This window comes from Haemophilus sp. oral taxon 851 str. F0397 (assembly GCF_000242295.1).
Taxonomy (GTDB): domain Bacteria; phylum Pseudomonadota; class Gammaproteobacteria; order Enterobacterales; family Pasteurellaceae; genus Haemophilus.
This window is the reverse complement of record NZ_JH591070.1, coordinates 167,054-186,841: the sequence shown is the minus strand read 5'-3', so window position 1 is coordinate 186,841 and position 19,788 is coordinate 167,054. Positions and strand designations below refer to the sequence as shown.

Genomic DNA, 19,788 nt, shown 5'->3' with positions numbered 1-19,788 from the left:
TCTAAGTTAAATCAAATAAAAACAGAAGAACCCCAGTTGAAGTACTGGGGTTTTGTTTTTTGGAATTTACTCATTATTTAATCAAATAAGAGTATGATATTTAATTTTCAATAAATATGTCTATTTATATCATTTACTGTTTTGATTTCTTATATTTTTCAAATAGACTTTATATACTCATTTCTAATCTCATCCATTATGCTTAAAAATTTAGATGAAATAACCTCAGGTATTATCACTGACCCCCAAAATAAAGATTTTACAGAACGTGGAATTTTCCCTTTATTTTCGGCGCCTAAAACAGCTCGAATTAATATTGTTGGTCAAGCTCCAGGGTTAAAAGCTGAGCAAACTCGTTTATATTGGAATGATAAAAGCGGTGAGCGTTTACGTAAATGGTTGGGAGTAGATTACGATTATTTTTATAATTCTGGGATGTTTGCGGTTCTTCCTATGGATTTCTATTATCCTGGAAAAGGTAAATCTGGTGACTTATCACCTCGTCAAGGTTTCGCCGAAAAATGGCATCCAATGATTTTAGAGCATTTACCTAATATTCAGCTCACTATTCTTATTGGGCAATACGCACAGAAATATTATTTACCTGAAAACAAAAATAATGTAACTGACACTGTTAAAAATTATCGTCAATTCTTACCGCACTTTATGCCTCTTGTGCATCCTTCCCCACGTAATCAGCTTTGGATAACAAAGAATCCTTGGTTTGAAGAACAAGTTATTCCTGAATTACAAATTTTAGTTAAACAGATAATTAATAAAGACTAAGTTTTTCATTTCTTACGTATACATAGTAATAACAATCTCTTTTACTTTATGGATATAATAAAGCCTGTATGCACAGGTTTTTTTATAACGATAATAATGTTTTAGGAGATTTGATGAAAAATTTCAAATATTTTGCTCAGAGTTATGTAGATTGGGTTATTCGTCTTGGGCGCCTTCGTTTTTCTCTTTTAGGCGTGATGATTCTTGCGGTTTTAGCACTTTGTACTCAAATTTTATTTAGTCTATTTATTGTTCATCAGATTTCTTGGGTAGATATTTTTCGTTCGGTAACTTTTGGCTTACTCACTGCGCCTTTTGTTATTTATTTTTTTACTTTATTAGTCGAAAAACTTGAACATTCTCGTCTTGATCTTTCTAGCTCGGTTAATCGATTGGAAAATGAGGTCGCCGAGCGAATTGCCGCTCAGAAAAAATTATCCCAAGCATTGGAAAAGTTAGAAAAAAATAGCCGTGATAAAAGTACCTTACTTGCCACAATAAGCCATGAATTGCGCACGCCATTAAATGGTATTGTAGGGCTTAGCCAGATTTTACTTGATGATGAATTAGATGATCGTCAACGTAATTATTTAAAAACTATCAACATAAGTGCGGTCAGCTTAGGCTATATTTTTAGCGATATTATTGATTTGGAAAAAATCGATGCCAGTCGAATTGAATTAAATCGCCAGCCAACAGATTTCCCCGCCTTATTAAACGATATTTATAATTTTGCTAGTTTCCTCGCCAAACAAAAAAATCTTATTTTTTCTTTAGAGCTTGAACCTAATTTGCCTAATTGGTTGAATCTTGATCGTGTGCGCTTGAGCCAAATTTTGTGGAACTTAATTAGTAATGCGGTGAAGTTTACAGATCAGGGAAATATTATTCTGAAAATTATCAGAAATCAGGATTGTTACCATTTTATTGTGAAAGATACAGGAATGGGGATTTCGCCTGAAGAACAAAAACATATTTTTGAAATGTATTATCAAGTGAAAGAAAGTCGCCAGCAAAGTGCGGGTAGCGGTATTGGATTGGCTATTTCTAAAAATCTCGCTCAGTTAATGGAAGGAGATTTAACGGTTGAAAGTGAACGAGGAAAAGGCGCAACTTTCCATCTTACTCTCCACGCTCAAGAAATTTCTGAAAAAGAATCCGTTAAGAAAAATATTCCATCCTTGAACATTCTTTTAGTGGAAGATGTTGATCTTAATATAATGGTTGCGAAAACTATTTTGGAAAAACTTGGGCATCATGTTGATGTTGCGACAAATGGCAAGCAGGCGATCACTTTATTTGAGAAAAATGTTTACGACATTTTATTGCTAGATATTAAATTACCAGATATGAGTGGTTTTGAAATCGCCCAATATTTGCGAGAGAACTATGAGAACGGTATTTATGATTTTTTACCGCCAATGATTGCTTTTACTGCCAATGTTATGCAAAGCGAGCAAGAATATTTAGAAATGGGCATGGATGGCGTATTACGCAAACCCATTTCAATTAAGGATTTACAGCATTGTCTACAGCAATTTTTTGCGGATGAAAGCGAATCTATTATAGAAATGAATGATGATAATGAGGTTTCACAACAGTTTGATTTAGCGCTGATTGAAACGCTTGGAAAATCCCAAATTTTAGAAAATTTATCTTTATTCAAACAAACGATGCCAAATTATCTTACTCAATTATCAAAAGATAATATGAAAGAAACAGAAGATACTGCCCATAAAATTAAAGGCGCAGCGGCATCGGTAGGGTTAAATCATTTACGTCAATTAGCGGATGCTTTAGAAAGTGCGGCTAAAAATTCTGATGTTTTTAATTGCACTGAATTGATTGATGAAATTGGAAATCAGTGGTTAGAAAATGTAGAAGATTTAGCTCAATTTTGTCACACTGATGATGAATAGACAGGGAATTTGGATAAGTTGATTTATTTAAAGTTAATACTGGTATGTTAAAAAAGAACCCAGCATTTGCTGGGTTCTTTATTTACTTTAGAGACTTATTATTGTTATTGGATTACCATTGGTATCCGTATGCTGCACCAACCATCGCATCTTTTTTACCAGAAAGGTTAGATGCACCGCTGAATTTGATAATGTGTTTACCATTATCAGATAAGCGAGAATAACCCACTGCTAAAGATTGCTGACCACGATAGCTTGTCGTTGCTGCAGAAACCATTGAACGACCTGAAATATGTGGCTGTGGTAACATACCCATTGCACCTGCAGTCGCGATACCACGGCTTGCGCGTTTATCAACGTTATTGATTTTGTTATCAAGGTGATTTACACGATTTTCAACGCCATCAATACGCTTATTAATATTTCTTACCTGATCACCAACAGCATTATTGATGTTAGTATTGATATTATTAATACGTTGATCTAACTCTCCAATTTTGTCTTTATTTCCATTAACTTGGTTTGTTAAGTTGTTAATAGAATCAGCGTTCTTTTTAACATCACTATTTGTTTTATATAATTGGCTACCATTTACGGCATCTTTTGAATCATCGGTTAACTTAGCATCTTTCACATTAGTGATAGTTGTTGGAGCTCCCGCTTTATCTTTTCCTGCATTAGGATTTTTAACCGATACAATTACATCATCATTTTTAACTTCTGTAGTTGTTGGTTTACCATTAGCATCAACTTTAAAGAACTTACCATTATTGTTTACAACTTTGTTTCCATCCTTATCAGTATAAACTGTCGGTGTGTTAGAAGAATCAGCACTGATAGTTACTGTCTTATTATTACTATCTAGACTAACATCTACACCATTTTCACCTTTAAATTTGACTGTATTGGTATTTTGAACTTTACTATCATTACCTTTGTCATCAGCAATGATCCAGTGGTTACCTGCAATAGTTTGATTGATAGTAGTTATATTTGCATTTATATCATCAATTGCTTTTTTATTAGCCTCAATGCCTTTTTTATTAGCATCAATGTCTTTTTTATTTGCACCAACTTGATTTGCAACCATATAAAGCTGTGAACCATTAATTGCATCGGTTGATGTTGCCAAAATCTCACCAGCTGCCACGTGTTTGATTTGGCGTTCGTTACCTTTTGAACCGATAGAAACAAAGCGGCCTTGATCTGCTGCATCATCAAGCACACCTTTAGCTGCCCCCAAGGTTCCCTCAAATCCGTCATATGTTACGCCATTAACTTCAGCTTTATTTACTGCTCTAACGGTAATCTTTTCACCATCGCTGCTATCACCTAATACAACGGCACCATCACGTTTTTTTCCATCTGCTGCATTAATTTTAATATTGTTACCTAATGCAACAGCCTTATTTGAATCAATTTCATTGGTTGAACCAATTGCAACGGATTTTTCACCAGATACTCTTGATAAACGACCAAGTGCGATAGTTTCAGCATTATTTGCTTTTGCACCTGAACCAATTGCCATGGCATATTTGATCTGCTTCTCGACTGGTAGACTATAGTTTTGCTCATTACTCTCTTCTGTAGCTCTTGCGAGAGCAAGTTTTACCCTTTCAAGTGCAGCTTGTGCTGATGCCACTTTAAATTTGTTTTCAGCACTAGCATCTTTTTCTAACAACTTATTTGCATTTCTTACTTGCTCATCTGCTTTATCTCTTAATGCTGTAAGACGAGTAATTTCTTTCTGAAGTGCTTCACGCTCTTCCTTTGTTGTGCCTCCAGCGATAGCACTATCGCCAATGGCTAAAGAGTTATGGGTTAATGCACGAGCCCATGGGCCAAGAGCGATAGCATTATAACCATTTGATGTATGCGTGATACCCGTAGTTGCTTTAGCACCTATAGCAATAGCATTCGTACCGCGCGCACCCGCCATATAACCAATAGAGGTCATTCGTGGGCTTCCCCCCTGAGCCTCATTAATTTTGAAGGTTGCATATTCATCTCTTTCTTTTCGCTTAGCGTCATTTTCTGCCCCAGCTGGAATTGGGTTAAATTGTTCACCAAGACCGCGGTTTTCCCAGTCATTAGCAGCCCCAGAGAGTAAACCTAATGAAACAGAATGGTCATAGTTTGATGCAGATAGAGCACCAACTGCGGTCGTCCCATTTTTATTATCTGCTGCTAAAGCAAAAGGACCTACCGCTACAATACCGCTTTTCACTGAATCCCAGCCTTGGGTATCCCGCATATCTGAACGAGCCCCAACACCCATGGCAACAACTGGGCCTACAGCTTGAGCAGCATAACCAACAGCGGTACTAAAGGCGTCTTTAGCATCCTTACCTGATGAATATGAACCACCTAATGTAATGCGGTTACCGATAGCAACATCACCTGCTTTACCAGCAGATATACCATGCTCAGGATAGAATGGGCTATTAATTTTGTTACCGATTAAAATTTGTTCATCATAGATATGCTTATTTTGAGACCCTATAACAATTACATTTTTTGCTCGATCTTTACCATCAGATTCAATATTAACTTTTTGCCCATTGTTAATTACAATAATATTCCTATCACTATCTTTAATTTCTGCGATAGGTAGTGTATTGGTCGCAAGCTCTTCTTTCTTTATCGCGAGATCCGTTCCAGAGGCATTGATTGATACTGCCGCCATCGCATTTGATACACCCAATACTGATGCAATGGAAAGTGCGGTTAATGTTGTAACTTTTTTCGATGCACTTTTGCCTTTTGCAGAAGCTAACTCTCCTGCCACAGTCCATGATTGCGTTGCTGCATTCCAAATAGTTTTATAAATTCGATTCATTTTTATTCATCCTAAATATTTTTAAATTAATGATGGTTAATAATTGTTCTGAATAAACTTCAGCCAATAAAATAACCAGTCATTATTACTGGTTAATCTAAAGTGCGGCCATTATATTTAAAAGATGATCGTGGTAAAGAATATTTACAAATATTTACATTTATTTACATTTTATTTTCATTGATAAATCGTTTTCCAGTATAAATTCTTTTATGAATTATGTGTTTATCGGTTTAACGTGTGTAACGTATGTAGAAGGGGTTTCTAATGAATGAAAAATTGAAAGGCGGACTTAAGTCCGCCTGATGATTAGTTATTTGCAATGCCTTTATGTCTTAACAACGCATCTAATTGCGGTTCACGACCACGGAAGCGTTTGAAGAGTTCCATTGGTTCTTCTGAGCCACCACGCGTGAGAATTTCATCTAAGAATGATTTGCCAGTGATTGGATTGAAAATACCTTCTTCTTCAAAGCGAGAATAAGCATCAGCTGATAACACTTCAGCCCATAAATAGCTGTAATAACCTGCGGCGTAGCCCCCTGCAAAAATATGGCTGAAGCTGTGCGGGGTTCTTGCCCAATCTACGCCTTTTATGACGGCAACTTGTGATTTCACCGCTTTAAGTGTTTCTAAAATTTGATTGGTTTTTTCCGCATCAAAGGTGTGATGCAAACGGAAATCAAAAATCCCAAATTCAAGCTGGCGTAAAATAAACATTGCGGCTTGGAAATTTTTCGCTTTTAACAATTGCGTGAGTTTTTCTTTTGGCAACGGCTCGCCTGTTTCGTAATGTCCTGAAATAAACGCTAAAGCCTCTTCTTCCCAGCACCAGTTTTCCATAAATTGACTTGGTAACTCCACTGCATCCCAAGGCACGCCGTTAATCCCCGCAACATCGGATACATCAATTTGTGTGAGCATATGATGAATGCCATGACCAAATTCGTGGAATAGCGTAGTCACTTCATCGTGCGTAAATAACGCTGGTTTATTCCCTATCGGTGCGTTGAAGTTGCAAGTTAAATACGCCACTGGGGTTTGAATACAGCCATCCAGTTTACGCTTGCGCCCAATACAATCATCCATCCACGCGCCACCACGTTTATGTTCGCGTGCATATAAATCAAGATAGAAACTGCCACGGAGTTGATCGTTTTCATCAATTAAATCAAAGAAGCGCACATCTTTATGCCAAGTATCCACGCCTTTGCGTTCAACCGCACGAATATTGAAAATACGTTTAATCAATTCAAACAACCCTGAAATTACGCGATTTTCAGGAAAATATGGGCGAAGTTCTTCATCATTAATGGCGTATAAATGTTGTTTTTGTTTTTCGCTGTAAAAACCAATATCCCAAGGCGCAAGTTCAGTGACACCAAATTCTTTTTTGCAGTAATCTTTTAATTCTTGTAATTTTTTTTCGCCTTGTGGTTTGGCACGTTCGGCAAGATGATCTAAGAAATCAAGCACTTGCTGTGGGTTTTCTGCCATTTTGGTGGCAAGTGAAAGTTCGGTGTAAGTATTAAAACCGAGTAATTTCGCCAATTCCACGCGTAACGTAAGAATTTCTTCCATGACTTTACTGTTGTCCCATTTGCCTGCGTTAGGGCCTTGTTCAGAGGCACGTGTCGCATAAGCACGGTACATTTCTTCACGCAATACACGATTTTCACAGTAAGTCATTACAGGTAAATAACTTGGGATTTCTAACGTAAAACGATAACCTTTCAATCCTTTACTTTCGGCAGATTGTTGTGCTGCTTGCAGTGCGGATTCAGGCAAGCCAGCAAGTTCTGATTCATTTTCAATGAGTTTTTCCCAACCCATTGTTGCATCTAAGACGTTATTGCTAAATTGTGAATTTAATTCCGATAAGCGCGCCACAATTTCGCCATAACGTTGTTGTTTGTCTTCTGAAAGCCCGATACCTGAAAGTTCAAAATCACGCAGTGAATTTTCAATGGCTTTCTTTTGCGCAATAGAATAGTCCGCAAATTCAGCACTGTTTTTTAACGCTAAATAGGCATTATAAAGCCCTTTATGCTGGCCAACCCAAGTGCTGTATTCAGAAAGTAAAGGCAAGCACGCTTGATAGGCTTCACGTAATTCAGCACTATTTTTTACTGAATTGAGATGAGAAACGGGTGACCAAGCTCGATTTAAGCGATCATTGGTTTCCGTTAAAGGCAAAATGAAATTTTCCCAAGTAAAGTGCGGTTGTTTTAACACTTGTTCTATCGTATCGCGACAGTCTTGAATTAATTTTTCAACAGCCGGTTGAATATGTTCTGGCTTGATTTGTGAAAATGGCGGTAAGCCTTGAATGTTAAGTAATGGATTTGACATAGACATAAATGTTCCTTTTTTGAAAACTACTTTTTATGTGACGGCAAATTCTATAATATCAAGGTTGAAAAATCTAAAAATTCAGTAATAATGGTTCGCATTTTCTTTTTATTAGGAACATTATGAAATTTATTTACATTGTTTTAGGTTTTCTTTCTCTTGCACTTGGCATCATTGGGATTTTCCTTCCTATTTTACCGACCACGCCTTTTTTATTACTCACTTTATTTTTCTTTGCAAAAGGTTCAAAACGCTTAGAACAATGGTTCTTAGGCACAAGTATTTATCAAAAACATCTTAAATCTTTTAATGAAAATCGTACATTAAAGAAAAATACTAAAATTTGCATTTTGAGTTTTGCGACCACTATGTTGCTCATTGGTTTTTATTTCACGCCAAGCGTAATGGGGCGTAGCGTTATTGCGGCGTTGATTTGTATTAAGTTTTGGTTCTTCTTATTTTGGGTTAAAACTGAAAATGAATAATTTTCTCACTTTGTGCCAACGAAGTGCGGTTATTTTTTCCATCATTCTTACGGTGGTGGCTTGTGATAAATTAGATAATTCCAAGCCTGTTTCGCCACAAGTTGAGACACCGAAAAATACTCAATTGGAATCTAACCGAGCTGAATTAAAACGCGGTGTTTATGGCGATCTTACTTTACTGTCTTGGCAAGCACAAAGCGAAGAACAAACTCAATTATTACGCGATATTTTTGAAGGCTTAACAGCTTATGACCCGCAAGGTAATCTTGTTCCTGCCGTAGCAGAAAGCTGGCAAACTAAAGATAATAAAACGTGGATTTTCACTTTGCGTGAAAATGCCAAATGGTCAAATGGTGAAGTGGTGACTGCCTCTGACTTTGTACAATCTTGGCAAGTACTTTCTCAATCTGAAAGCCCACTAAAGAATTATTTGGCTTTCATGAATGTGAAAAATGCGAAGGCAGTATTGGAAAAAACACTAGCTGTGGAATCACTTGGATTATTTGCCGAAAATGACCGCACTTTACGCATTGAATTAGATAAAGCATCGCCATATTTACCTTCTATGCTGGCGCACGTCAGCCTTTTGCCTAGCTATACGAAATCGACTGAAACGTTTATCAGCAATGGTGCCTATCAATTACAAAGCCAGGCTGAAAATCAGCATATTTTAACTGCCAATCCTTATTATTGGGCGAAAGAAAAAGTGATATTTCAGCAAGTGAAGTATCAAAAAATTGCAGCTGATGCAGATTTGTCCGATTTTGATGTTGTAATAAATCCGCAAAAAACAGTTCAAAATATCCAAGATTATCCGCAACTTTGTACTTATTTCTATGAGTTTAATCTTGCCGATCCTATGTTGCAAAAAAGTGCGGTAAGAAAAGCGATTGCTTCGATGGTTTCTACGAAAAATTTGGTTGCCGATATTACTCATCTTCATCCTAGTAATACTTTTTTGCCAAAATCTATGCTAGGTGAGCAAGAATCGGTTTGGGAGCCAGTTGTTGCAGAACAGCTTCTTTCCCAAAATCAAATTAGTGAAACTCATCCGTTGAAATTACGCATTCGTTATGATGATTCTTCTCTGAATCAAACCATTGCAACGCGATTAAATCGCCAATTATCGCAATCAGATTTATTACGAGTTGAAAATCAGGGGATGAGTTGGCAAGAATTGCAAACGGCTCGCACAAAAGGCGATTTTCAATTAATTCGATCTGGCTGGTGTGCTGATTTTAATGATCCCATCGCTTTCTTAAATTTGTTCTATTCAAAAAGCCCTGATAACAAAAATGGCTATAAAAATGCCGAATTTGATCGTTTATTTGAAAGAGCAATGACGACGACATCCGAAAAAGTGCGGTTAGAAAATTACGCGAAGTTAAAAGGGATTGTTCAACAAGAATATTTAGTGTTACCCATTTTTCAATATAATACGCCAGTTTATCTTGCGCCAAGTATAATGGGCACGCAAGTAAATTCTGTTGGAACCATTTATAGTAAAGATTTGTGGCGAAAGGTTAAAAATTAGTAATCGCGCTTGCAATTAAGGAGAGAATTCTTTAAGATTGGAGGCATTGGGGACAACTCCTACATCGTCCCCGTAGCGATTATCTTAGATAACTGTGCCTGAACAGCTAACTAAACAACAGATAATCAAGAAAATGAAAAAGAGTATTTTTTTCATTTTACTTACTCTTGATAAGCCCCGATCTTTGGAATACGAGACGGGGTTTCTCGTTTTTAGCAATATGCTAAAAAATCTTTTGATTATTCCATGGCATAAAGTTTAAATAAAAAAGCCATACTGTTCAATACAACAGTATGGCTTTTTTTACATGCATTATTTTCTTAAATAATCTCTTCTTGGCAATGTGGACAGGTCATTAAATGTTGTTCATCATTGTTATGCACAATGTAATGCCCCATTTTTTTCGCTTTAGTATCAAGATATTTTGTGTTGTAGCGGTTTTCGCCCACATTAAGAGGAACTCGTTCAACCACGTTGATACCAGCTTTTTTCATGGTTTCTACTTTTTCTGGGTTGTTGGTCATCAAGCGAACTTTTTTGACACCAAGTAGCTCGAACATATCGGCACAGACTTCAAAGTTGCGTTCATCTGCTTTGAAACCTAAAGCAAGATTGGCTTCAATCGTATCCATTCCTTTATCTTGTAAAGAATAAGCGCGGATTTTATTAATCAAACCAATGCCACGGCCTTCTTCTCGATGATAAATTAAGACACCGCGACCTTCTTCTTGAATTTGTTTCAATGCTGTCGCCAGTTGGAACCCACAATCGCATTTTAAGCTGTGGAGTGCATCGCCAGTTAAACATTCAGAATGGATGCGTGCTAACACAGGTTCATCAGCATTAGAAATATCACCCATCACTAAGGCTACATGTTCTTTTTTGGTATCTGGGAATTCAAATCCCACCATTTTGAAAATGCCGTATTCAGTGGGTAAATTGGCTTGCGCAACTAGCTGAATTTTTGCCATAAAGTGATCCTTATTCGTAGTCATTTCTGTTAGAATGCGCGCGTTATTTTTTATTATCAAGGGGCGAGCATGTTTAAAAGGCTGTCATTATATACGTTATTACTTTGTCTTGTACCATTTTTTATTTGGGGTATTTCCTATCAGTGGCATGGCAATAGCCAATTAACTGAAGCTGATTATTGGCTTTATTTGCTCACTGAAACGGGTAGCGTACCTTATGCGTTGATCACCAGTGTGTTATTTACGCTTTTGTTCGCATTTTTATTCAAAAATCCAAAACAATGGATATTAGGCGTAATTGTGATGGGGATTTCAGTTATTGCGACTCAAGCCGCAAAAACGGGGGCAAAAGCATTGTTTGAAGAACCTCGTCCGTTTACTGTTTATTTAGCAGAGCAAACTCATTCAACGCCTGAAAACTTTTATAAAAATGACCGCACTTTGCGTGCAGAAATCGCTAAGGATTTTTATTCGATGGATGCTATTACGCCAGCTTGGTTAGTTCATCATTATGAAAATGAAACAGGGTATTCGTTTCCCTCAGGACATACGATTTTTGCAGCAACTTGGCTGATGCTTGCTGTTGGCTTTACTCAATTATTAGGTAACCGTTCTTTTAAAGCAAAATTGCTGGTGGCGGGCATTACGATGTGGGGCTTATTGATGTTGATTAGCCGTGTGCGATTAGGCATGCATTACCCAATAGATTTATTAGTGGCGACATTGCTGGCATGGTTGATTAATAGCATTATTTTTGCCTTTTTAAAGAAAAAGGCGATCTTCGTCATAAAATAATGATTTAAGTGCGGTTAAAATCTTGGCTAATTTTAACCGCACTTCTTTATACAGGAGCAGATTATGTATTATGGTTTAGATATTGGTGGCACGAAAATAGAGCTTGCCGTATTCAATGAAAAATTAGAAAAATTATATTCTGAACGGGTACCAACACCTAAAACCGACTATGAAGAATGGCTTAACACGATTGTGGATTTAGTGAATCGTGCTGATGAAAAGTTTGGTGAAGTGGGCACAGTAGGTTTGGGCGTACCTGGCTTTGTTAATCAACAAACTGGATTAGCCGAAATTACCAATATTCGTGTGGCAGATAATAAACCAATTTTACGCGATTTGTCTGCGCGTTTAGGTCGTGAAGTGCGGGCAGAAAATGACGCAAATTGCTTTGCGTTATCTGAAGCATGGGATGTCGAAAATCAGCAATATCCGACTGTACTTGGTTTAATTCTTGGAACTGGTTTTGGTGGTGGCTTTGTCTTAAACGGTAAAGTTCATTCAGGTCAAGTGGGAATGGCGGGAGAGCTTGGTCATTTACAACTAAATTATCATGCCTTGAAATTATTAGGATGGGATAAAGCCCCAATTTATCAATGCGGTTGTGGCAACAAGGCTTGTTTGGATAATTATCTGTCTGGTCGCGGTTTTGAAATGCTTTATCGAGATTTGAAAGGCGAAACATTATCTGCTCGTGAAATTATTGATTTGTTCTATCAAGGCAATGAAAGTGCGGTAGATTTTGTGAATCTTTTTGTTGAATTAGCGGCGATTTCTATTGGCAATATCATTACGGCATTTGATCCGCATATGATTGTGTTAGGTGGTGGATTATCTAATTTTGACTATCTTTATGAGGCCTTACTAAAGGCACTACCGCCTCATTTGATGCGGACAGCAAAAGTTCCGCCAATTAAAAAAGCGAAACACGGCGATTCCGGTGGTGTGCGTGGTGCGGCAGCGTTGTTTTTAACCAAATAATTCAACAAACTAGTAGGGCGTGTTCAAATAATACGCCCTTTGTTTTAGAAAATATTTAGAATATTCTAAATTTATTAGATTTTTTCTTGTTTGTGTTTCTTTTCTTTAGAGAAATTATTAAAAAATCTCGCCTTTTCATTGAAAACCCATACAATCAAATTATTTATCGCTTGAGGGATGATTATGGAATTTGAATTTTCAAAAATGTTAGAAGAAGTGCTAACTTGGATAGTCGCACATCTTGATGGACCTTTATGGGATGCCACCATTATTATTTTGCTTGGTACTGGTCTATTTTTTACCATTACAACAGGATTTGTGCAGTTCCGTTTATTCCCAGCAAGCCTTCGTGAAATGTGGTTTGGTCGTGCGGTGGAGGGAAGTTCATTAACACCTTTCCAAGCGTTTACTACAGGTCTTGCGAGCCGCGTTGGTGTGGGTAACATTGGTGGGGTTGCAACGGCAATAGCCTTAGGAGGCGAAGGCGCAGTGTTTTGGATGTGGGTAACGGCATTTATTGGTATGTCGAGTGCTTTCGCTGAATCTACCCTTGCTCAATTATTTAAAATTCAAGATAAAGATGGATCATTCCGTGGCGGCCCTGCTTATTATATTGTGCAAGGTTTAAAATCACGTTGTATGGCAGTGGCTTTTGCGCTTGCATTAATTTTTACATTTGGTTTTGCCTTTAATTCTGTACAGGCGAACTCCATTGTTGAAGCGACGAGCAATGCTTGGAATTGGAAAGGGGAATATGTCGGTATTTCATTAGTAATTTTGACCGCACTTATTATTTTCGGTGGCGTTAAGCGCATTGCGATTATTTCAAGTAGTCTTGTGCCAATGATGGCGCTTTTCTACTTGATTATGGCGGTGATTATTCTTGGCATGCATATTGATATGATCCCTTCCGTGATTCATCGTATCATTCAAAGTGCATTTAGTTTTGACGCTGCCGCTGGCGGAATGTTTGGTGCGCTGGTATCAAAAGCAATGATGATGGGAATTAAACGCGGACTATTCTCTAACGAAGCGGGGATGGGGTCAGCGCCTAATGCGGCGGCTGCAGCTCATGTTAAGCATCCTGTTAGTCAAGGCTTAGTACAGATGTTGGGTGTATTTGTTGATACCATGATTGTTTGTTCTTGTACTGCCGTTATTATTTTGCTTTCAAATAATTATGGTAGCGAAACGCTAAAAAGTATTTCACTTACGCAAAATGCCTTGCAATATCACATAGGTGAATTTGGGGTGCATTTCCTGGCGTTTATCTTATTGTTATTCGCTTATTCTTCCATTATTGGTAACTATGCTTATGCGGAAAGCAATATCCGTTTTATCAAGAATAAACCTTGGTTTGTATTTTTGTTCCGTTTAATGGTGCTATTCTTCGTGTATTTTGGTTCGGTTCGTTCAGGTAATGTGGTGTGGAATTTCGCAGATACGGTAATGGCTGTCATGGCAATCATTAACTTGATCGCAATTTTGATGTTGTCGCCAATCGTATGGAAATTGATGAAGGATTATCAACGCCAGCTTAAGGAAGGAAAAACACCAGAGTTTAAAATTGACGAACACCCTGAATTACGTAAGAAAATATTTGATTCTCGCATTTGGAAATAAGTATGAAATGGCTAGAAAGAAATTTTTAGCCATTTTTAGTTTATTCATATATTGCGTTTTATCATTAATATCGTGATAAATTGAAAATAATCCCCGATAGCTATTGTTCTAAGTGGGTAAAAAGGGTATATTCCGACCCAAATTTTTTCTTTTTTACAGAACGGAGTTTATTATGTTTGGTTTATCCCCTGCTCAAATGATTATCTTATTAGTGGTCATTTTATTGGTTTTCGGTACGAAAAAATTAAGAAATGCGGGTTCAGATCTTGGCGCTGCAGTAAAAGGCTTTAAAAAAGCAATGCAAGATGATGAAAAAGCAAAAGATGCAGAATTTAAGTCTATTGACAATAATGCAACATCTGCAAAAACTGAAACCACAAAAGAGAAAGAACAGGCTTAATCCGTGTTTGATATTGGTTTTTCAGAACTTGTTTTGTTGATGGTGGTTGGCCTAGTTGTGCTAGGGCCGAAGCGTTTGCCTGTCGCTATTCGCACAGTGATGGGCTGGGTGAAAACGATTCGTGGTTTAGCTGCCAATGTGCAAAATGAGTTGAAACAAGAACTAAAATTGCAAGAATTACAGGATAGTATCAAAAAAGCTGAATCTTTGAACTTGCAAACCCTTTCACCAGAATTGAGTAAAACGGTGGAAGAATTAAAAGCTCAAGCAGATAAAATGAAAGCAGAGCTAGAAGATAAAGCAGCTCAAGCTGGTACAACGGTGGAAGAGCAAATTAAAGAAATTAAAAGTGCGGCTGAAAATGCAGAAAAATCTCAAAATGTAGCATTAACTGAGGATTCTTCTACGGAAACTTTACCTGAAGCAGAAAAAACACCTGCAGATTTAACCGTACTTGAAGCCCACGAGCAAGCAGAATTGACCGAGCGTTTATCTGATTATTATCCGCCTGATGAGATTGAAATTGCTCCAGCACCAAAATCTCAATCTTCAAAAACTGAATTATAGCGAGTTTTTATGAGTAATGTGGATGAATCTCAACCTCTAATTACACACCTTGTTGAGCTAAGAAACCGTTTATTACGCTGTGTGATTTGTGTGGTATTGGTTTTTGTCGCATTGGTGTATTTTTCCAACGATATTTATCATTTTGTTGCAGCACCTTTAACGGCTGTTATGCCAAAAGGTGCGACAATGATCGCAACGAATATTCAAACGCCTTTCTTTACGCCAATTAAATTGACAGCGATTGTTGCTGTTTTTATTTCTGTTCCTTATTTGCTTTATCAAATTTGGGCTTTTGTTGCGCCTGCATTGTACCAACATGAAAAACGGATGATTTATCCGTTGCTATTTTCAAGTACGATTTTATTTTATTGTGGCGTATCTTTTGCTTATTACGTTGTATTCCCGTTTGTATTTAGTTTCTTTACTCAAACTGCGCCAGAAGGCGTTGCTATTGCAACAGATATCAGCAGTTATTTAGATTTTGCTTTAGCGTTGTTTTTAGCCTTTGGTGTTTGTTTTGAAGTACCGATAGCTATCATTCTACTTTGCTGGACTGGTGTTACCACAGTGAAGGCTCTTTCAGGAAAACGTCCTTATATTATCGTGGGGGCATTTTTTATCGGCATGCTTTTAACGCCTCCTGACGTTTTTTCACAAACTTTACTCGCGGTGCCGATGTGCTTGCTCTTTGAGCTTGGCCTATTAGTAGCTCGTTTTTATCAACCCAAAGATGATGAAAGTGCGGTTGAAAACAACGATGAATCAGAAAAAACAGAATAATGAATCGATTAATATATAAAATGGGGGCTTAGCCCCTTTTTTATTGCATTGATGTCATCCTCGCGTTGTTTTTTCATAAAACAATATCTTTTGGTTTATTCGCGACTAAATGTGATTTATAGCTTAGTAAAAGTTTCGTATTTTCACCTAAAACATCATCATTTTATTAGGTTATTATCTTTATTTTTATTTTCTATTTAATAAATTAGGTGGTTTTTTAGATAATTTCTTTCTGTTTTGTTTTTCTTTAAATTTCCTTCATAAAAATTATTGCAACGTTAAATCGCTCATTGCATATTATCAGTGTGCCCGATGAGGCGAACATAATTAAAAAACACAATACACACAACATCAACAACAAAGAAGGAAATTCATTATGTCAACAGTTGCTTCCTTAGATGCATTCTTAGCAAAAGTCGCTCAACGTGATGGTCATCAACCTGAGTTTTTACAAGCGGTTAGAGAAGTGTTTACTTCTATTTGGCCTTTTTTAGAAGCTAATCCTAAATATCGTTCAGAGGGATTATTAGAACGTTTAGTCGAGCCTGAACGTGCATTTCAATTCCGTGTAGCTTGGACCGATGACAATGGTCAGGTGCAAGTCAACCGTGCATTCCGAGTGCAATTTAATAGTGCAATTGGTCCATTTAAGGGCGGTATGCGATTCCATCCATCAGTAAACTTATCTATTTTAAAATTTTTAGGTTTTGAGCAAATATTTAAAAATGCTTTAACTACATTGCCTATGGGCGGAGCAAAAGGTGGTTCAGACTTTGATCCAAAAGGGAAATCGGATGCAGAAGTTATGCGTTTTTGCCAAGCATTGATGGCTGAACTTTATCGTCATGTAGGGGCTGATACTGATGTGCCTGCGGGTGATATTGGTGTTGGTGGGCGCGAAGTTGGTTATTTAGCGGGCTATATGAAAAAATTATCAAACCAAGCAGCATGCGTCTTTACTGGGCGTGGATTATCTTTTGGGGGGAGTTTAATTCGTCCAGAAGCAACGGGATATGGGTTAGTTTATTTTGCTCAAGCCATGTTGGCTGAAAAAGGCGATAGTTTTGAGGGTAAAGTTGTATCTGTTTCAGGTTCTGGTAACGTTGCGCAATATGCTATTGAAAAAGCATTATCTCTTGGCGCAAAAGTGGTGACTTGCTCTGACTCATCAGGCTATGTTTATGATGCTGAGGGATTTACTACTGAAAAATTAGCCGCACTTTTAGAAATTAAAAATGTAAAACGTGGTCGAGTGAAAGATTATGCAGAACAATTTGGCTTGCAATATTTTGAAGGTAAACGCCCTTGGGAAGTGAAAGTTGATATTGCGCTTCCTTGTGCAACTCAAAATGAATTAGAACTTTCAGATGCTCAACGTTTAATTAAAAATGGCGTGAGATTGGTCGCTGAAGGTGCCAATATGCCAACTACCATTGAAGCAACAGAAGCGTTACAGGAAGCGGGTGTATTATTTGGACCTGGTAAAGCGGCTAATGCTGGTGGCGTGGCGACTTCTGGTTTAGAAATGGCGCAAAGCTCACAACGTTTGTATTGGACTGCAGAAGAAGTGGATGCAAAATTGCATCGAATCATGTTAGACATTCACGCAAACTGTAAAAAATACGGCACGATTGAAGGACAAGAAAATATCAACTATGTGGTAGGCGCAAACGTAGCAGGTTTCGTCAAAGTCGCTGATGCTATGTTGGCACAAGGTGTTTATTAATCCTCAAAATTTTAAATAGAAAATAACAGCACTTTAAAAAAGAGCGGTTATTTTTTCGGATGAAATTTGAATATAAGAAAGGCGACCTTGAGTCGCCTTAGAGATGTTATTTATTTGAATTGTTTTCATCGCACTTATTGATATCACTACATTTACCGTAAAGATATAAACTGTGTGCTTTTAACTTAATACCATACTGTTGGCTAATTTCGCGTTGACGTTGTTCGATGATATTGTCACTGAATTCAAATACTTTTCCGCAATCCTCACAGATAATATGATCATGGTGTTCAGTTGGTGCCAATTCAAATACAGATTTGTTCCCTTCAAAATTGTGACGAATCAGAATATGAGCCTCGTCAAATTGATTTAATACTCTGTAAACGGTCGCTAAGCCAATTTCACTCCCTTGATCAAGCAGGATTTTGTACACATCTTCTGCTGAGAAATGTTCGTTTTTGTGTTCTTGCATTAAGCTAAGAATTGTTAAACGAGGTTCAGTGATTTTTAATCCAGCTTTTTTAAGTAATTTAATGTTTTCTTCAGACATAAAGTTCCCTTCCTTTTATGTGAAAAATGCTAAGCGAGCTCGGCTAAACACATTTCATCGTAAATTTGTTTACACCATTTTTCTACACGTTCTGCCGTGAGTTCAGGTTGGCGATCTTCATCAATACACAACCCAATGAAAGTTCCATCTTCTAATAATGCTTTTGAAGCTTCAAAAGTATAGCCTTCAGTTGGCCAATTACCCACAATGATTGCACCGCGCGGTTCTACGATGTCACGCACGGTGCCGATAGCATCACAGAAATAATCAGCATAGTCTTCTTGATCGCCACAGCCGAAAATACCTACGAGTTTATCTGTAAAATCAATTTCTTCTAGCGTTGGGAAAAAATCATCCCAGTCAGCTTGTGCTTCGCCGTAATACCAAGTCGGAATACCGAAAAGTAAGAAATCGTATGCTTCAATATCTTCTTTGCTACTTTTTGCAATATCACGAATATCGATTAAGTCGTTACCTAATTGTTTTTGGATCATTTTCGCGATGTTTTCAGTATTGCCTGTGTCACTGCCATAAAATAGACCAACAACTGCCATTTTTCTTTCCTTTTAAAATTTAACGTATTGATTATAAATAGGGGATATACCCTAAATTATGTGGGAGTATACTACAAAAGTATTCTCATTTAAATGAATTAATTCTTATTTACAAATCGCTCTATCGCACGTATAACAAATTCAGGTTTTTCAGCATGGACCCAATGCCCACAACCACTAATAGTAAAAGACGTCGCATGAGGAAATTGTTCTAAAATTTTTTCGCTATTCTCTATTTTTATATAAGAAGAATTTCCGCCTTTGATAAACAGCGTCGGCGTGAGTACATGCACCTTTTCCCAATCCATAATGTTAGCGTAATTGTTGAAAAGTGCGGTGAGATTAAACCGAAAATAATCAGGTGAATTGGGTTCAAAAGATTTCAGCATAAATTGCACGACATCTTGATCGTCAATTTCCTTTTCTAAGAGCGGTTTGGCTTCTTGACGAGTTTGAGGGGCTGTATTTTTGACAGCGAACAAGCCATTAAACACATCTTTATGCCCAAATCCTTCGTAAGGCAGGGGAGACATATCAATTACAATTAATTTTTCGACTAATTCTGGGCAAAGTGCGGTGATTTTCATGGCGGTTTTTCCCCCCATAGAATGGCCAATTAATATCACTTTGGGTAAATTCAAGTGGCGGATTACCGCGATAACATCTTCAGCCATAAGTTGATAATTCATTTTTTCCGAATGAAAACTATGGCCGTGATTGCGCAGATCTACGCGTAAAATATTGTAATTTTCGCTAAAAGCTCTAGCGATGATGCCAAGGTTATTCATATCCCCGAATAAACCGTGAATAAAAACTAAAGTTGGAGAATTAATCGTTTGTTTTACTTGGTGAAATTGATAATTGAGCAATGAATTTGCCATAATTTTTGCGTGAGAATTTGTAAAGAAGTCGTTATAATTAAAAAAATT

17 protein-coding genes are annotated in these 19,788 nt (G+C 37.3%); 11 read left to right on the top strand and 6 right to left on the bottom strand.

Annotated features, from left to right (window positions below):
- Positions 1–198 precede the first annotated feature (198 nt).
- A complete protein-coding gene (locus HMPREF9096_RS06270) occupies positions 199–786 on the top strand; it encodes a uracil-DNA glycosylase family protein (protein ID WP_009500082.1) in 588 nt (195 codons plus the stop codon).
- 113 nt (positions 787–899) lie between these two features.
- A complete protein-coding gene (locus HMPREF9096_RS06275) occupies positions 900–2,705 on the top strand; it encodes an ATP-binding protein (protein WP_032803293.1) in 1,806 nt (601 codons plus the stop codon).
- A gap of 112 nt (positions 2,706–2,817) precedes the next feature.
- Here the strand turns inward: HMPREF9096_RS06275 and HMPREF9096_RS06280 are convergent, their stop codons facing one another.
- Together HMPREF9096_RS06280 and prlC are read right to left on the bottom strand one after the other, a co-directional pair.
- Positions 2,818–5,544: an ESPR-type extended signal peptide-containing protein gene (locus HMPREF9096_RS06280; RefSeq protein ID WP_009500080.1), complete on the bottom strand. Its 2,727-nt coding sequence runs from the start codon at positions 5,542–5,544 to the stop codon at positions 2,818–2,820.
- A 309-nt stretch (positions 5,545–5,853) separates the two neighbouring features.
- Entirely contained in the window at positions 5,854–7,896 is a 2,043-nt protein-coding gene (prlC, locus tag HMPREF9096_RS06285) for an oligopeptidase A (RefSeq protein WP_032803298.1), read from the bottom strand.
- A gap of 122 nt (positions 7,897–8,018) precedes the next feature.
- Here prlC and HMPREF9096_RS06290 point away from each other — a divergent pair, with 122 nt between their 5' ends.
- Positions 8,019–8,381 carry a YbaN family protein gene (locus tag HMPREF9096_RS06290; protein ID WP_009500077.1) on the top strand — a complete coding sequence of 121 codons (363 nt, stop codon included), beginning with the start codon at positions 8,019–8,021 and terminating at the stop codon, positions 8,379–8,381.
- Positions 8,374–9,915: a peptide ABC transporter substrate-binding protein gene (locus HMPREF9096_RS06295; RefSeq protein ID WP_009500076.1), complete on the top strand. Its 1,542-nt coding sequence runs from the start codon at positions 8,374–8,376 to the stop codon at positions 9,913–9,915. The genes HMPREF9096_RS06290 and HMPREF9096_RS06295 overlap by 8 nt, the downstream gene beginning before the upstream one ends.
- 320 nt (positions 9,916–10,235) lie before the next feature.
- Here the strand turns inward: HMPREF9096_RS06295 and ribA are convergent, their stop codons facing one another.
- Positions 10,236–10,886, bottom strand: a complete 651-nt coding sequence (gene ribA / locus HMPREF9096_RS06300; protein ID WP_005629111.1) for a GTP cyclohydrolase II — start codon at positions 10,884–10,886, stop codon at positions 10,236–10,238.
- A 69-nt stretch (positions 10,887–10,955) separates the two neighbouring features.
- Between ribA and HMPREF9096_RS06305 the strand changes: the two genes are divergently transcribed.
- The 7 genes from HMPREF9096_RS06305 (at position 10,956) to gdhA (ending at position 17,755) form a co-directional block, all read left to right on the top strand.
- Complete coding sequence (locus HMPREF9096_RS06305) at positions 10,956–11,681, top strand: phosphatase PAP2 family protein (protein WP_009500074.1); 726 nt, start codon at positions 10,956–10,958, stop codon at positions 11,679–11,681.
- 63 nt (positions 11,682–11,744) lie between these two features.
- Positions 11,745–12,659, top strand: a complete 915-nt coding sequence (nagK, locus tag HMPREF9096_RS06310; protein WP_009500073.1) for an N-acetylglucosamine kinase — start codon at positions 11,745–11,747, stop codon at positions 12,657–12,659.
- 183 nt (positions 12,660–12,842) lie between these two features.
- A complete protein-coding gene (locus HMPREF9096_RS06315; protein ID WP_032803290.1) occupies positions 12,843–14,282 on the top strand; it encodes a sodium:alanine symporter family protein in 1,440 nt (479 codons plus the stop codon).
- A 172-nt stretch (positions 14,283–14,454) separates the two neighbouring features.
- Positions 14,455–14,682 carry a twin-arginine translocase TatA/TatE family subunit gene (gene tatA / locus HMPREF9096_RS0108665; RefSeq protein ID WP_005629124.1) on the top strand — a complete coding sequence of 76 codons (228 nt, stop codon included), beginning with the start codon at positions 14,455–14,457 and terminating at the stop codon, positions 14,680–14,682.
- 3 nt (positions 14,683–14,685) lie between these two features.
- On the top strand, positions 14,686–15,249 hold the full coding sequence (tatB, locus tag HMPREF9096_RS06320; protein WP_009500070.1) for a Sec-independent protein translocase protein TatB: 564 nt from the start codon (positions 14,686–14,688) through the stop codon (positions 15,247–15,249).
- A 9-nt stretch (positions 15,250–15,258) separates the two neighbouring features.
- Positions 15,259–16,029, top strand: coding sequence for a twin-arginine translocase subunit TatC (gene tatC / locus HMPREF9096_RS06325; RefSeq protein ID WP_009500069.1), 771 nt, complete (start codon positions 15,259–15,261; stop codon positions 16,027–16,029).
- Between the two features lie 376 nt (positions 16,030–16,405).
- Complete coding sequence (gdhA, locus tag HMPREF9096_RS06330; RefSeq protein ID WP_009500068.1) at positions 16,406–17,755, top strand: NADP-specific glutamate dehydrogenase; 1,350 nt, start codon at positions 16,406–16,408, stop codon at positions 17,753–17,755.
- Between the two features lie 106 nt (positions 17,756–17,861).
- Here gdhA and fur read toward each other — a convergent pair whose 3' ends face one another.
- The 3 genes from fur to HMPREF9096_RS06345 all read right to left on the bottom strand — a co-directional run bounded on the left by fur (position 17,862) and on the right by HMPREF9096_RS06345 (position 19,740).
- Positions 17,862–18,305, bottom strand: a complete 444-nt coding sequence (gene fur, locus HMPREF9096_RS06335) for a ferric iron uptake transcriptional regulator (RefSeq protein ID WP_005635392.1) — start codon at positions 18,303–18,305, stop codon at positions 17,862–17,864.
- A 29-nt stretch (positions 18,306–18,334) separates the two neighbouring features.
- Positions 18,335–18,859: a flavodoxin FldA gene (gene fldA / locus HMPREF9096_RS06340; protein ID WP_005629135.1), complete on the bottom strand. Its 525-nt coding sequence runs from the start codon at positions 18,857–18,859 to the stop codon at positions 18,335–18,337.
- Positions 18,860–18,957: 98 nt separating this feature from the next.
- The gene (locus tag HMPREF9096_RS06345) at positions 18,958–19,740 is read right to left on the bottom strand and encodes an alpha/beta fold hydrolase (protein WP_009500067.1); all 783 of its coding nucleotides are present in this window, start codon (positions 19,738–19,740) and stop codon (positions 18,958–18,960) included.
- Between the last annotated feature and the right edge of the window lie 48 nt (positions 19,741–19,788).